Here is a 15,019-nt window from a genome sequence, read left to right as displayed (position 1 = left end):
ATCCCCTTACTATTTTTTCTATGCTTATAAGAATTTTTCTTTGACCTTATTCCAAAAGTCATAATTTTTTAACCGTAGAAGCTTTACCTTGATATCAGACATTTTGAGATTTATTTCCACGATCTCATTGTGTTTATGCTCCATCCCATCGGTTACCACAAGAATAGAATTCTCAAACGTATACTCTGGATGAATCTTAATCATAGATCCCCTAGGGACAATTAAGCTAGAGGTAAAGGAACGATAGGCGACGGTATTGATAGGGGCAATAGGGGTTATTTGGAGGAGATCCAGCCGAGGGTCTACGATACTGCCGCCCAAGGAATAATTATAGGCTGTACTCCCTGTAGGAGTGGATATAAGTACGCCATCGCCACTAAATTTTTCTAGAAAGCTATCGTCTAGAGAAATATTTAAGTGAATGGTTCTCGACTTATCCCCTTTGATGGTGATTTCATTGATGCCCATAATTTCGATGCAACTGTGGCGGGTACAGATATTGGCCTCCACGGGATGAAGCTCTTGAATTACATAGTCGCCTTTTTCATAGCGAAAAATAAACTCATCCAGCTGATATGGGGAAAGTTCTTGAAAAAAGCCAAGGTGACCTGTATTGACCCCTACAATAGGAATATCGGGAAATCTATACTCATGTAATGCCCTTAGAAAAGCGCCATCGCCACCGATGCAGACAATTAAGTCAGCCTTCGGGTCAAAAATATCAGCAATGAAAAAGCCATTTTTTTCAAGCTTTCGCTTTAAAATCCTGCTGGTTTCATTGGAAATCGGCCGCTCATTTGTAACAATGTTGATGACACGGGTTTTAATGGACATGAGATCCTCTCCATTTCATGTAAAAGCAATTTTTAGTATATTTTAACATAATTAGTATCGAACTAAAAGCATGGGTTCATTCCTTTTCTATTAAGAATTTATGGAATACAAGTTGTAAAGATTTTATAAGATGGATATATTAGTGATAGCGAGAAAAAAAGGGGAGATAGGAATGCAACAACAACCACTGATTGTTACAGCGGCATTAATCCGAAAAGAAAATAAGATTCTCATTGCCCAGCGATATGTGAAGACAGATCATTCCTTAAAGTGGGAATTTCCAGGAGGAAAGCTGGAGTCAGGGGAGACTCCAGAAGAATGTCTTGCCCGGGAAATAAAAGAGGAACTAAACTTGAAAATTGAAGTAAAGGATATTTTTAAAGTAGTCTATCACGAATATCCAGAGAAGAAAATCCTACTGTTATGTTATCTGTGCAACGATTTAGGTGGTCAGGCAGAGGCACTAGACTGCAATGATTTTCGTTGGATAAATATAGATGCATTGAATCAATTCGACTTTGTGGAAGCAGATGTGCCCATTGTACAAAAGATCAAAAGACTAGAGCTTGAAATATTTGAGATTGACCGATAGGGCAGCTAGAAATATAATTATAGTTGGATATGTGAAGGAGTAGGTGTATAAGGTGAAGCAAACAAATGGAAACATTTTAGAATTTATCGTAGATGAACAGCACGAAGGAAAAGAGTTAAAAGAAATTCTTTATGATGAGATGAAGCTATCCAGCAGGTTGGTTAGAAGACTGAAGCGGAACAAAAGCATATTAGTAAATGGAAATTTTATCACTTTCCATGCCAGGCTAAGACGAGGCGATAAAGTAGAAGCCGTCATGGCTGATGAAGTGAATCAGTTTGAGCCAGAGAATATTCCCATGGAGGTTGTTTATGAGGATGTGGATCTGGTGATTGTGAATAAACAACCAGGTTTGGTGGTGCATCCTACGAAAGGACACCCTACAGGTACCATGGCCAATGCATTGGTATATCGCATGCAGCAACTGGGCGAGAGTTATAAAATACGTTTTGTAAACCGATTGGACCGAGATACCTCCGGTCTGATTATCATTGCGAAAAATCCATACGCTCAGCAGGAACTATCCAAACAAATGCAAAGAGATGAAGTGGAGAAAATATATCTAGCAGTAGTCAAGGGCGTCATACAAGAAGAGAAGGGAACAGTGGATGCACCCATTGGACGTCCAGACCCAGAGGATATCCTTAGGAAAGTCTATGAGGGAGGACAATCATCTGTTACCCACTATGAAGTGACTCAGCGGATAAAAGATGCTACGGTGATTCGTGTAAAATTAGAAACAGGGAGAACCCATCAGATACGGGTACATATGGCTCATATAGGATATCCTTTGATAGGGGATGAACTGTATGGCTACGTAGATCAGGAGCTAATCCAACGACAGGCCCTCCATGCAGAGACATTGATCTTTGAACAGCCTAGAACTAGGGGAAGGGTAGAAGTCAGTGCCCCTATACCTGATGACATAAAGGAACTCATCCAAAAACTGACTTGAAGAATGCCCCTTGACATTTGAAAGGCGAGCAGGTAAAATAATATATGTGACTAAGGGGCATTAGCGCAGCTGGGAGCGCACCACACTGGCAGTGTGGGGGTCAGGGGTTCGAATCCCCTATGCTCCACCACTTTCAGAACTCAATAGGGTATGTTGGGAACGGATTGAGGATGAAGTTTTAAATTTCATTCTTTATCCGTTCTTTTTTATTTGGGCTGAGCATATTGTCAAGATGTTTTGCGGCTCACTGTCAGCAGAGCAGAGGACATGGGCATAGATATTCATAGAAGTTCTGATGTCCGCACGGCCAAGACGAGCTGATATAACTTTTGCGTGCACACCTTGATTGATCAGAAGAGTAGCTGAGGTATGCCTAAGATCGTGAAACCGGATATATTTTAAGTCATCGGGTTTTATAATACATTGGAGATATTCAAGAAAGATAATGCCGGGGTTTGATGCTCCGGCTTTTTTCTTTTTTATACAAAACTTTTGTTAGTGTAACGTTAAGAAAGAAATTCTCTTCTTAGACCGATATTAGCTCAGATGTATATTCGTAAAAAAATAATTTCATGTAAATATTTGAAGGAAATTTAAGGAAAGGAGAGAATGATATACTTATGAATCTTGTACAAAACAGGCGGAGGAAAACAATGTATAAAAGAATAATAAAATTAATGTTAGCGCTGAGTTTGATTTTATTTGCTCCAACTGAAATTTATGGAGAAGAAGGACATACAAATACAGAAACAATACAACAACTTCAAAAAGATAATAAATCATTAAATGAAGAGATTAAAATTTTAAAATCAACGATTAAAGATTATGAGAAGAGAATTAGCGAAATAGAGGAGATCTCGAATGATAATAAAGAAATGTTTGAGATATATCAAGAATATATTAAGGATATTATTGTCGGCTATACTGTCGGTGCAACAGTAATAATAGGATTAATTCAGCTTGGCAGCAAGCTTTATTTACAAAATGAACTAAGAAAATATATTGAACAGTATGTTACTGACGAAAAGATCCGTACGACTTTCAGTACAAAATTTGATAGTTATATTAATTCCAAAGATAATGAACTTCGCACCAAACTTACGGAATACGATGGTGAATTTGCAGATTTAATAAATGATATGAGAAAGAAGGCGCGAAAATAGATGATAGATAGAACTTCTTATAAAGAAATTGAACTTATTATTTCACAGGGAGTCTTATTTATTGATTCTCAGCATAACAAATCAATAAGAGATGATATTTTTCAATGGCTTGTTGAGAAAGCTCTTTATAACTTGTCAAAAGAATATGGGCAAGAATACCAAGGTTATGCTGAAATTAAACAAGCATTATGCAGTATCTTAAATCCAGAAAATAAATCAAACATAGATATCATACCTGACCAATCTATAGATTTAGGAATCCGTCAAGGGATAAACGAGGGAAGTATATATGAAGCAGAAAAAAATTTTTTATTGTCACCGGAGCGCAGTGGGGAGTTAATGGATCATGATGAAGCAGTAAATGCTAATCGTGTAGAGCTCTTGGATTACTTCATGGATAGAATTAAATTAGACGTTACCATAAATGAAGAAGATCAAATCTATATTAGACAGGTAATCATAGAGTATATATACAGAATACTAAATGAGCAATGCTTTAGAGTGTCTCAAATTATTGAAGAAAAAATTGGTGATGAATATATTGATCTAAATTTGCCTGATGATTATCAAGAATTTGAGACCGAACTAAGGAAGAAATTAATGTCCTACTTTATAGGTAGAACTAGTAAAGTAGAATTAATCATAGATTCTTTTTTCTGTTCTTTAAAAGAAATACCAGCTGAAAAATCTAAATACTTATTGAATATTTTTTACACGATTCTTTATAATAAAATTTTACGCGCAGATCCTGAATTAAAAAACTTTCAAAGTAACTTGTTAAAAGATAGAATTATTTATTTAGATGACAATTTAGTATTAGCTGCAATGATTTCTACACATTATCTGAATAAAGTAGTAAAAGAAGTATTGGATGACTGTAGAAAACTAGGTATGCAATTACGTATTAATAGTGAGGTTGCTAGTGAGGTAGAAAGGTCATTTAAATCTGCAAGACTGATTTACGAAGATAAACATAGAAGTTTTATAGACAAAATTAATTATACTATTGTACAAGAGTATGTCACCAATTACAGTAATCACGATATTGAATGGAGCAATTTCGAAAAATATTATTTGCCATTAGATAAACATTTCTGTCAAGAGTTTGGCGTGCTTATTGATGATGAGTTATTTAGTAAAGAGGCTTTTCTAAGTCACGAGTTATATGGAAAAATATCTGGAATTTTTGAAGAAACGAAACGCAAAAAAAGAGCACAATATAATAGAGAAGAGGTGCATGAAAAAACAATAGAACACGATGTAGTAAATTTTCTGCATATGCATGACCTCATAAAGAAATACCCTCAAGATATTCTTGGACAAAGAGTCTGCTTTGTATCACTAGACACTTGCCTAAAAGTGAATCAACATCAATTAAAATATCATTTTGATAAACCGTATTCAAAACACATAACTGAATTTATTGGTTTTATTCTGCCTTATAAGATAAATATCTCAAATGGTCTTAGCAAAGAAGATTATATTAATTATATTGTTAAATCTGAATTAGGGCTAGTTGATAAACATGGTATAGATGACATTTTTGAGTTTTTCAAAAAAAGCAAAATAAATATTAGTAAATTATTAACTAAGGAGCCTGAGATTATCAAGGATATAATTATCAGTGTTCGGAATGAACATGATCATTATCAAGAAATAGATTTGAATCTAGATATTCCCAATATTGAAAAACTTGTAGAAGAAATGAGTCAGCTTAGTAAAAGTGAAAAGGAACAACATAATTTAGCTTTGAAACAAAAAAATGCAATAATCGAGTCTCTAGTTGAACAGAATAGAGAAACCCTTGAAAGCTTTTCTAAAAAGGAAGATGGCTTACATCAAGAAATAGAAGTATATAAAAAACAAAATAAGGAGATAATGGAGTTAATATACAAAATAAAGAAATATGGAATAATAGGTTCTTGTACTTTAGGAATAGTTCTTATTTTGATCCTGATCTATTTGTTTTTATAATAAAATAAAAGACTTCTACTTATTTTACCAGTAGAAGTCTTTTATTTTACAGGTTCATTTCCTAGCCAAAAGGGAGAACCTATTCCTGCAAAAGGATACGAAAAATTATTGATGTCATTAATTAAACCTAAAGCAATTAAAAAAGAATTAGGTGATTTATCACGTCTAGAAAGCCCATGGATATCAGTTTTGTATTCTAACATATAAAATAATTCTGTAGTCTCAAGTAAAGAGTCTAATTCACTGATAGAAATAGAAAATAAGCCAATATTAGACAATATAGTTTTCTTAAGTATTTCCTTAATATTGTTATGACGATCACGATAATTATGGAATAAACGATTAAAAGTATATTCAATCGCAAAATCTTCTTTTTGACACTCAATGATGTGCAATTCTTCATTACGTAGTGATAGTCTAACATAGGAATAAACAATAAAAAATATTGTGTCCTTCCGATTAAGTTTTTTGTTTGTATTAATATTTATGGGTGTTAGCTTCATAATTATCCCTCATTTTTCTATCTTTTTCTATTTATCGACATTATTTTAATATACTTTATACCCAAACTTATAAGAGACTATCATAAGTTGAAATATATGTCAATAACCATTTGCTACAGATAACTTCTTGATAATAGCGTATGTTTTATATAATAATCTATTCAAATATACCTAGATATGTTATTGTAAGTTCTCCTTAATTAATAGATGTATTAAATGGATTTTTATTATAAGTCGGTTCGAAAATTACTTGAGTAGATGTAGTTTTCATGATAGATGAGAATCAGAAGAGGTGTACTTTTGTTTTGTGAAGGAAATTGATGAAAAATGTAGAAATTCTATTTTATAAGGATTCCTAATGATTACAGAAGAAAAAGGAGCGAAAAAAATGGGGCAAACATCAAATGGATTTACTGGTATATTTGGCACTGCAGTTGGAGCTGTAGTGGGAGCCTTTATAACGGGATTTTTTATGCTTTTTGGGGATGCTACAATAGAGTCTGCTAGATATGAGGTTGATTATCAAATTGAAGTTGAAAAAGTGTATCAGCAGCTTAGTTATGCAAATAACATCATTTCAGACTTAAATATTAGTGAGAATGGTACTCCTTTTCGACAGTTAATAATAGGAGAAAACAAATGGTCAATGGGACATATTGGATTAAAGAAGGATGAAACCTATCAGCTTTACAATAAACTATTAGCTTTAGATGAATTGAGAGGGCAAATATTAAGTACAAGTGATAAAGATATGAAGGCTCAACTAACTAGCATCTATTGGAATGAGCTTCATCAAATCAAAAAAAGTAAAGCTTTGATGAATGTATTAGATGATCTTTATGATGAAAGAAATAGTGATATGAGAAAAGAGAATCTCTCTCCAATGGAAAAATTCTACAAAGACATGAAGCAAATTCTAATTGATATCCAAAAGGAAAAAGGAATTGATTAAATCTTTCTATTTGGTAGATTGTAGAAAAGGTGAGAATGATGAAATTTAGAAAAATAGAGACAATTAAAGAACAATATTATAAGTTGGATAGGCAAATATTATATGGGAAATCGTATTGGATACTATATTTAAGAGCATTTTTTATTATATGTGCAATTTGTTCAATATTATGGGCACTAAGAATAACATTTAAGGATACAGAGAGCTTTACTAGATATTATCCTTTAATTGTTGCTTTGTTTTTTTTTGGAATCAATGGCGTGATAGAAAAATTTATGAGATATAAGGCAAAGAAAAACTATACTTTAAAGTATGGAGAGAATATTGAGTTAGATAAAAGTAGATTTTTAACTGATCACGATTTATATATTATAAAAGTAATATGTTTGGCCGAGATTATTGAAAAAGAAAATTTAATATTATATTGTAATAAAGAACTTGAGAAATTAGCAAATATTTACAATAATAGATACCACCGAAATATTGGAAAAGAATATAGCTTCTTAGGAATTTTGGCAGCCCTTGCTTTACCAGTCTGGAACACCATTGTAACAGTCAGTTTTAATGCTGAGTCAAATAAGGCTATATTCTATAAAAGTATCTTTATATTGATTTTCTTTTTGGGAGTATTGCTCTGGGTTTTATATCAAATGGTGAGGCAGTTTTCAGAAATAAGTGTTAATAAGTATAGAGAACTAGCGACTATGTTAGAAGAAATTATACTTAATGATTTATATAAAAAAGCGAAACCAAGGCTGTTTATTATAAAAAGTGGAGCTAAAGATTTCAAATATGAATATGGCAATAAAGATATTAAAAAGAGAATTATTAAGATGAAGACATTGTCGAAATAAATATTAAGCAGGCTGATGATCAATAAAGAAAAAAAATTATAAAAAATAATTAAGAACTATATCAAGATTAATATGTCATGAAACTTTTATTGGGGACGGATTGAGAACGAAGTTTTAAACTTCATTCTTTATCCGTTCTTTTTTATTTAACTTTAGTATATTGTTAAAGTTTTTGCTTGTTTGAAATAGGGTATCCGATGTAATTATTTTATTAAGAAAGTTGAGTATTGAAGTTCACTTATATTCCACTTGCCATTCTCATATTTCCATAGAGATTCTATATTCGAGATTGTATCGGCATTATAGGAACCAGTAATTCTCTGATAGCCTTTAAGCTCATAAGTGCTATCTCCATTATAGTCGACAGGCGTTAACTCCGAAAACGGTATAGCATAAGGTGTAATTTCCGATAACACTTTTCCATCCTTGTCATAAATATTCATATCGATATATGTATTCCTGTTTGCCATTAAATCTAAATAGATCATCTTATCAAGATTGATGACGTTTATCTCTGCTTTAAATCCATCTATGTATTTCCCATCAATGAAAATGCCATTATTGTCTTTTTCCTCAAATATGATCGTAGGAGAATTATTTTTAAAAGAAGCAATTAGATGTTGAACAATTCCACCACTTCCACCAGTTGCTGAGGACAACATTACATCTCTTATTTTATCACCATCGAAATCCCCTAAAAAAAGGGTGCCTTCATATCCTGACAAGCCTTCATATGTAGCTTCTGAATATGCTTTAGATTTATTATCTTGAATTACAATTCTCAGGTTTTCAGCATAAATATCATCTTTGCTGTTAAGCTTATCACCTATTAGAAGAATATGATCGGCTATATTGTCCCCAGTTACATCAGCTTTTTGATAGTCAATAATATACGTTCTTTCAATAGTATTCAAATCATTAATTGAAAATTTATTTCCAATCTGATATCCACTTTCATCCGCTTGTGCTGGCATTAAATTAGATGCTCCCAGAGCGAAAACGCCTGTTAATAGTAAAACAACGATAGGTTTTAAAATCTTCTGAATGTGCATTGAATGTTCCTCCTAAAAATCAATTGTATATTATTAATATTACATATTATGAAAAGACAAGTAGTTACAAAGACGTTACAAATTAATATCATTTTGGACTTTTTTCTGCTTCTATCCAATCCATGACAGCGATATAATCTCATTTTGTGTGGAAGAAGATAGCTTTATCAAGCTAGCATTCAACAAAATTCTAAGCAACTAAGTTATTGCACTTGACGTGAAACCAAAAGGTGTCATATAATGATAAAAGGGAAACTAAATGGTTTCATAAAAGCACACCAAGGGGGTGTAATAATGAAAAGAAGAACAAAAAATATGTTACCTGATATTGAACGAACAATTATAATGGAGGCTCCGATTCAAAAAGTCTGGAATGCAATCGCAACTTCAGAGGGTTTGGCTGCATGGCTGATGCCCAATGACTTTCAGCCCGTGATGGGACATGAATTTACTTTCCACTCCGTTTCTCAGCATGGCTGGGATGGCATCGTACATTGTAAGGTTATGGAATTTAATCCACCGAAAAAACTTGGCTTTACCTGGTGTGGAAACAATATGGAGCAATATGTTTCTTTTGAGCTGACAGAATTGGAGAAGGACAAAACTCAGTTTACCCTCATCCATGCCGGATGGTCGGAAGAAAATGCAATGCTTCGCGACATCATGTACGATGGCTGGGGATATCTAACGGAAGATTTACGTAAAAAGATGGGTGATAAAAATGACGGATACTTATCCTAAGCATGATGTATTTCAAGCAATTGCTGATCCTACACGCCGTGAACTATTAAGTTTGCTTGCGGACCAGGAGATGCCCGTTAAGGAAATTAGTCAACATTTTCCCATTACCCGCACGGCTGTTTCAAAACATCTACACATCTTAGAAGAAGCCGGACTTGTGAGTGAGCGTAAAGTCGGACGTGAGACACGTTATAAGCTTCAGCCGGAACCGCTGCTTGAATTAAAACAATGGCTTTCATACTATGAAAGATTTTGGAACAAGAAATTGGCTGCACTTAAAAATTTTGTGGAAGACAAAGAAATCAAATAAAATTAATGAAGAATTTAAGGAGGCAAACTCACATGAGAAAAATTATTCCTGAGATTTATGTCCAAAACTGTAAAGAAGCTCTTGCATATTATAAGGAGATATTCGGTGGGGAAATAAAAAATGTTCAGTTGGCAGATGGAAAAGAGATGTTCAAAGGTTTCGAAGGAAAAATTATACATGCTGAGCTTCATATAAATGATGATTGCGTGCTGTATCTAGTTGATATATTTGATGAGAAAAAAGAAAATGGCAATATTAACTTATTATTAGAGTTGGAAAGCGAAGAAGAAATAAACAATCTATATCAAGCGTTAACGAAAGATGGAGCTGTGAAGTTTGAATTGCAGAAAACCTTTTGGGGTGCTTACCATGCAGTAGTAACTGATCTTTATGGGAATACGTGGGGGTTGAATTATTCTATAAGATAAATAGTAACTGAAAAATGACCTAAGATTGTTGAGTTGTCAATGAGACATCTACTTATCATTCATTGCTTTGATACAAAGAGAGGCCTAGGATGACTCCTAGGCCTTAAACATTGGAGGTAGCATATGAGTGATTGGCTTTTGTTTACATCTATCAGATGCAAATGAGTGAAAATCTTGAGATCATCATATTTATCAGGCAACTAAGCATGGATAGCTGAACAATACAATAAGCAATCGGAAAAAGAAAATAGTGTATTAAATTTGATGTAAAGAAAATGGCTGTTTGTCCTTTTCCTGATACAAAATATGCAGGACAAGAAGATTTGTTACATAAATCATGGAAGATCTAATATTTCTGTAACGGATGTGACATGAGAAAAGAAAGGAAGTACTATAAGGAAAAGTTAGGGATAGACTTCCTTGATTTGACATGAAAATTAAAAGCCCCCTTATATGAGAAATTATTGATGAAGAATTTCTCATGTGAGGGAGCTTTATTTATATTTAAGAAGCCTAGGGTTTTCTAGGGAAGATAAAATTACATAGCCAAATTTGTGCTTTATATATCTCACCAAAAATAGGGGGAATACATAGGCTTAGATGCTTGATGGTTAGTAGCAGATGAAATTGTCAATGTTTCTTAAATCTGTTCCGAAATATACCCAGCGGGATCTTGCCCATCGAAAGCCAGCTACGGATCTTGGACCTACAAAAGTGAGATATGCCCAAAAAGATCGACCATCTCTTAGCCAAAGATATACAAATTGAAAGGTACATGGACGAATGGCACCAGGATCAACGGCGAGAATGGAAGGTCCTTGCTGCTGTTGTGGGACAAAAGATGGAGGACGACCTACTGGAGGAGCCTGTGTTCCAGGACCAGCACCAAAGGGAGGTGTAGCAGGAGGCTGACCAAATGGAGGTCTGGGTCGCTGTCTCATATAATTAAAATAGTAATAGGGGTCATATATATCATCAAAATCATCGTAATACAATGAAATCACTCCTTTTCTTAGATCTATTTCATCATATTCTAGTCCAAGACAAAATGTACCAACAGAATGGGATATCTTATCTAAATAATTTTTGATTTCGTTATGGTGATCTCTGGAGTGATCCACAACCGTATAGAGAAATTTTGTAATGAAATTTTGTAATGAAATGTTGAAATTAATGATAAAATTGGATAATATGTCGAAAATGATAAATAATAAAATATATATGCAATAGATAGAACGGAGCGATGATTTGAAATGAAATGGGCGATATCCAGATGGTTAAAAAAGCATCAGATAGAGCAGGACTCTCAAGAAGAGCCTATTCATTATAGGATAAGAAAACCATGTAGATATTGGGAGTTTGAAAAAAGCTTAGAAAAGCTAGAAAAGAGAGGGCATGATTCATAATTTACAACAGCCAATAATATGCTTATTATATAGTGGAAAAAATGGGGTGTTGTAAAGTGGATGAGACCGTTATAAAGCTCTTAAGAGAAATGGAAACAAGCATAGAGGAGATGGAAAAGAAGATAGATCAGATTTATCGGGTGATTCTGGGTAAATCTGCTGGTCAAGAAGTGAATAAATCAGAAGAAGAAATCTTGGTGGTAGACAGTAGAAAATATGGATGGGAAAAGGAAATGCCCTTTGATGAGGTTGTGAAGAAAATGGGGGGAGGCAATACGAGTCTGAAATAGAAAAGCATACGAAGTATGCTTTTTTATTGTCTAAGAGAGTATAAATTTTAAGTAAGCTCAAATTAAGTAAGCACAATGGATGTAGGGATTGAGAAAACCAAACAATAAAAAATAGGGGTTGTAGGGGATGAAATCCCCTGCCGTACTAAGGAGGGTGCTCAGACTGCGATAGCAGTCGTCGAAGGGAACCTAGGGTTTCTAGTGTTGCATTTATGAAAAAAATTCATAAATCGTTAAATTCAATCCGTTATGGTTGGAGCATATTATCCAGCCATAACGGATTTTTTATGGTTAACCATATTTTTCCACCATAAATAGATAGATTTATAATAGGAACCTATAGCCATCTTTTTTAAATTTTCTTCGTTTTATCCACTAAGAATTGTAATTGTATCCTCATGCTCCAATAGGTTCATCTGCAGGATCCCCCTAAGTGAAGTAATAGACAATTTAGGATTTAGCTCTAAATGAAATAGGCTAAGAAGAAGATAGGCGATGAGGGCTGAATAAATCTGAATCTTAATTGCATTTTCATTATGGCCTAGCCATTTCTTTATTCTTAGATTTTGTTTAATCCATTTAAAGAAGACTTCTATGTTCCAGCGTAGCTTATATAATTCTACTATCTGCTCCGCAGGAGTTGAAAAATCATTAGTAATCATCCTAACTTCTCCATTTTTCTCATCAAAGATCGTTACTTCTCGATAATGATTCTTAGCCCTTTTGTCTTTTTTCCCAAGCCAAATCCTTCGGTCCTTAAGATTCTCATTATAGGTTTCATATTCTTCTATTACTTGGGTGTGGGCATTGTTAATTTGTCTAGTAATGAACCGCCTACCCTCACGGGTTAGTTGATCATAGAGTTTGTAGTTGAAATACCCTCGGTCAAACAAATAGAGTGCTTCAGGATTATCAAACAATCCTTCCAGACATTTTCTATCATTGGTTTTAGCTGGTGTAATATTTACTTTCTCAGGGATAGACTTATTCAAATCATAAAGGGTAGTAATCTTCATTCCAGCCTTATCATTCTTATATTCAAGTTTGGGAGCCAGTGAAGCAGCAATTTGTATGATGGTACCATCAATAATCTTTATGTTATTAAATCGTTGATTCCATATCTTAAGTCCCAGTTTTGTCTTCGCTACACCTACTAAATGATAGTACATATCTTCAAAGATTTGATAAGGTCTAGATCCATTCTTTCTAGATAATTGAGAGAAGCTAGGCACATTCATAAGTTCCCTAATTTTAGGACTATGCTTTGCTTTACAAGTTAACAGCCTCAACCCTTCAGTACTACTAAGTTGCTGATAAATCAAGGCTATTGCGTGGGAGTGGGTGTAGAAATGCTGGGTTCTATAGTCCCCATGATATTTATTTACAAGACTGCTAAAGAAACTACCAGAAAATACTTGTGTTATTTTTCGCAAAACTGTTTTATTATTTAGTTGAGTCATAAAAGCATCTCCTTTGTTTGGTGAGTTAGGGGTAACTCCATTTAACCAAAGGATATGCTTTTTTTCATTGTAAAGATTTTTCCAAAAGGAAGATACATAAATTTCTTTGATGCAACACTAGAAACCTAGGGTTCCCTAGCGAAAGCGCCCTTAGGCGCTTTTTTTATTGTATGGAAAGAAATTACAAAATAAGGGTAGTAAACCACAGAAGGCATTCGCTATAATAGAAGTGGATATAAAAATTTCTACAATGTAAAAAGGAGAAAAGATGTTTATTCTATACGATCAAGAGAAACAGAAATTCCCAGTTAAAATATGGTTAGAAAATATATCTCAATTAGATGAGGGTTGTATAGAGCAGGCCATCAATCTTTCGAATTTGCCATTTCTGCATCAATGGGTGGTGCTCATGCCGGATACTCATCAAGGGTTTGGTATGCCTATAGGGGGTGTCATCGCTGCCATAGATACAATCATTCCAAATGCTGTTGGCAAAGACATTGGTTGCGGGATGGCCTATATGGATACCAATATTCGTAAATCTGAGCTCAGTGAAAATGAATATAAGCATCTGGTAGGGCAAATCATGAGAAATATTCCAACGGGATTTGAGAAGCATAGCAAGTTACAGGAGTCAGAAGAATTTTTAAATTTTCATGAGATGGTTCGTGAAGGCAGCGAATTTGCGAATAACCAGAAGAACAAGCATCCTGAGTTATGGAAACGATGTTTTCCCAATGCTTTCCAGCAGATTGGAACTTTGGGCTCTGGGAATCATTTTATTGAAATTCAAGAAGATGAAAACGAGCTGTTAGGGATTATGGTGCACAGTGGAAGTAGAAATATGGGGAGTCAGATTGCTGATTACTTTGACCATTTGGCAAAGAATATGAATAAGCAGGAGCGCAGTAATGTGCCTGCATCTTACGATTTGGCATATCTATCTGTAAAGGATGAGACCGGACAAGATTACATTCAGTGGATGAACATGGCCTTGACCTTTGCAATGTACAATAGAAAACGAATGATGGACATCATAAAGATGGAAATGAAAAAGAAGCTTCCCCATATACAGTTTCTAAATGAGGTAAATGCCCATCATAATTATGCAGCAAAAGAAAGGCATTATGGAAAAGAAGTATGGGTACATCGAAAAGGGGCGATTTGTGTGTCCAAAGGAATGCTAGGCATTATACCGGGCGCCATGGGGTCCTACTCTTACATTGTAGAAGGTCTTGGCAACGCCGAATCCTTTGATTCATGTTCCCATGGTGCTGGAAGAGTATTGTCGCGCAATAAGGCAAAAGAAAGGTATTCAGTGGAGGATACATTATTGGACTTAATGAAAAATCATGTGATTTTAGGGAAAAACAATAAGAAAGATGTGTCTGAGGAAAGCAGGAAAGCCTATAAGGATATTGATTTTGTTATCTCTCAGGAACTGGATATTGTGAGGCCCATAAAGAAGTTAAAAACCATTTGTGTCATTAAAGGGTAGTTGAAGG

17 protein-coding genes and 1 tRNA gene are annotated in these 15,019 nt (G+C 34.2%); 12 read left to right on the top strand and 6 right to left on the bottom strand.

The features are described 5' to 3' along the window. Positions 1-24: 24 nt before the first annotated feature. Positions 25-834, bottom strand: a complete 810-nt coding sequence (locus HNQ80_RS11465) for an NAD(+)/NADH kinase (RefSeq protein WP_184310793.1) — start codon at positions 832-834, stop codon at positions 25-27. A gap of 172 nt (positions 835-1,006) precedes the next feature. Here HNQ80_RS11465 and mutT point away from each other — a divergent pair, with 172 nt between their 5' ends. The 3 genes from mutT to HNQ80_RS11450 all read left to right on the top strand — a co-directional run bounded on the left by mutT (position 1,007) and on the right by HNQ80_RS11450 (position 2,511). After that, positions 1,007-1,426, top strand: a complete 420-nt coding sequence (gene mutT / locus HNQ80_RS11460) for an 8-oxo-dGTP diphosphatase MutT (protein WP_184310792.1) — start codon at positions 1,007-1,009, stop codon at positions 1,424-1,426. A gap of 52 nt (positions 1,427-1,478) precedes the next feature. Continuing rightward, entirely contained in the window at positions 1,479-2,381 is a 903-nt protein-coding gene (locus tag HNQ80_RS11455; RefSeq protein WP_330602840.1) for an RluA family pseudouridine synthase, read from the top strand. A gap of 54 nt (positions 2,382-2,435) precedes the next feature. After that, positions 2,436-2,511: transfer RNA gene (locus HNQ80_RS11450), tRNA-Ala, on the top strand. 62 nt (positions 2,512-2,573) lie between these two features. On the opposite strand, the gene HNQ80_RS26575 is transcribed toward HNQ80_RS11450, so the two are convergent. Beyond that, positions 2,574-2,774: a tyrosine-type recombinase/integrase gene (locus HNQ80_RS26575; RefSeq protein ID WP_334297385.1), complete on the bottom strand. Its 201-nt coding sequence runs from the start codon at positions 2,772-2,774 to the stop codon at positions 2,574-2,576. 260 nt (positions 2,775-3,034) lie between these two features. Here HNQ80_RS26575 and HNQ80_RS11440 point away from each other — a divergent pair, with 260 nt between their 5' ends. Together HNQ80_RS11440 and HNQ80_RS11435 are read left to right on the top strand one after the other, a co-directional pair. Then, positions 3,035-3,544 carry a hypothetical protein gene (locus tag HNQ80_RS11440; protein WP_184310791.1) on the top strand — a complete coding sequence of 170 codons (510 nt, stop codon included), beginning with the start codon at positions 3,035-3,037 and terminating at the stop codon, positions 3,542-3,544. Further along, positions 3,545-5,518: a hypothetical protein gene (locus tag HNQ80_RS11435; protein ID WP_184310790.1), complete on the top strand. Its 1,974-nt coding sequence runs from the start codon at positions 3,545-3,547 to the stop codon at positions 5,516-5,518. It begins immediately after the preceding gene. A 41-nt stretch (positions 5,519-5,559) separates the two neighbouring features. Here the strand turns inward: HNQ80_RS11435 and HNQ80_RS11430 are convergent, their stop codons facing one another. After that, complete coding sequence (locus HNQ80_RS11430) at positions 5,560-6,021, bottom strand: hypothetical protein (RefSeq protein ID WP_184310789.1); 462 nt, start codon at positions 6,019-6,021, stop codon at positions 5,560-5,562. A gap of 358 nt (positions 6,022-6,379) precedes the next feature. On the opposite strand from HNQ80_RS11430, the gene HNQ80_RS11425 reads away from it, so the two are divergent. Beyond that, positions 6,380-6,973: a hypothetical protein gene (locus HNQ80_RS11425; protein ID WP_184310788.1), complete on the top strand. Its 594-nt coding sequence runs from the start codon at positions 6,380-6,382 to the stop codon at positions 6,971-6,973. 38 nt (positions 6,974-7,011) lie between these two features. Then, complete coding sequence (locus tag HNQ80_RS11420; RefSeq protein WP_184310787.1) at positions 7,012-7,827, top strand: hypothetical protein; 816 nt, start codon at positions 7,012-7,014, stop codon at positions 7,825-7,827. Between the two features lie 203 nt (positions 7,828-8,030). On the opposite strand, the gene HNQ80_RS11415 is transcribed toward HNQ80_RS11420, so the two are convergent. Further along, complete coding sequence (locus tag HNQ80_RS11415) at positions 8,031-8,879, bottom strand: hypothetical protein (protein WP_184310786.1); 849 nt, start codon at positions 8,877-8,879, stop codon at positions 8,031-8,033. A gap of 294 nt (positions 8,880-9,173) precedes the next feature. Here HNQ80_RS11415 and HNQ80_RS11410 point away from each other — a divergent pair, with 294 nt between their 5' ends. Genes HNQ80_RS11410 through HNQ80_RS11400 form a run of 3 tightly spaced genes read left to right on the top strand, consistent with a single transcriptional unit; the run spans position 9,174 to position 10,358 of the window. Then, positions 9,174-9,620: an SRPBCC family protein gene (locus HNQ80_RS11410; protein ID WP_184310785.1), complete on the top strand. Its 447-nt coding sequence runs from the start codon at positions 9,174-9,176 to the stop codon at positions 9,618-9,620. Beyond that, positions 9,601-9,930: an ArsR/SmtB family transcription factor gene (locus HNQ80_RS11405; protein WP_184310784.1), complete on the top strand. Its 330-nt coding sequence runs from the start codon at positions 9,601-9,603 to the stop codon at positions 9,928-9,930. The genes HNQ80_RS11410 and HNQ80_RS11405 overlap by 20 nt, the downstream gene beginning before the upstream one ends. A 32-nt stretch (positions 9,931-9,962) precedes the next feature. After that, on the top strand, positions 9,963-10,358 hold the full coding sequence (locus tag HNQ80_RS11400) for a VOC family protein (RefSeq protein WP_184310783.1): 396 nt from the start codon (positions 9,963-9,965) through the stop codon (positions 10,356-10,358). A gap of 611 nt (positions 10,359-10,969) precedes the next feature. Here the strand turns inward: HNQ80_RS11400 and HNQ80_RS26455 are convergent. Next, positions 10,970-11,479, bottom strand: coding sequence for a hypothetical protein (locus HNQ80_RS26455; RefSeq protein WP_330602839.1), 510 nt, complete (start codon positions 11,477-11,479; stop codon positions 10,970-10,972). A 341-nt stretch (positions 11,480-11,820) separates the two neighbouring features. Between HNQ80_RS26455 and HNQ80_RS11390 the strand changes: the two genes are divergently transcribed. Beyond that, positions 11,821-12,054: a hypothetical protein gene (locus HNQ80_RS11390; RefSeq protein WP_184310782.1), complete on the top strand. Its 234-nt coding sequence runs from the start codon at positions 11,821-11,823 to the stop codon at positions 12,052-12,054. A 368-nt stretch (positions 12,055-12,422) separates the two neighbouring features. Here HNQ80_RS11390 and HNQ80_RS11385 read toward each other — a convergent pair whose 3' ends face one another. Further along, the gene (locus HNQ80_RS11385; protein WP_207726979.1) at positions 12,423-13,487 is read right to left on the bottom strand and encodes an IS4 family transposase; all 1,065 of its coding nucleotides are present in this window, start codon (positions 13,485-13,487) and stop codon (positions 12,423-12,425) included. A gap of 295 nt (positions 13,488-13,782) precedes the next feature. Between HNQ80_RS11385 and HNQ80_RS11380 the strand changes: the two genes are divergently transcribed. After that, positions 13,783-15,012 carry an RtcB family protein gene (locus HNQ80_RS11380; protein ID WP_184310780.1) on the top strand — a complete coding sequence of 410 codons (1,230 nt, stop codon included), beginning with the start codon at positions 13,783-13,785 and terminating at the stop codon, positions 15,010-15,012. The last annotated feature ends 7 nt before the right edge of the window (positions 15,013-15,019 follow it).

Origin of the sequence: Anaerosolibacter carboniphilus (assembly GCF_014205875.1) — a bacterium.
GTDB classification, from domain to species: domain Bacteria; phylum Bacillota; class Clostridia; order Peptostreptococcales; family Thermotaleaceae; genus Anaerosolibacter; species Anaerosolibacter carboniphilus.
This window is presented reverse-complemented; position numbering and strand designations above follow the sequence as displayed.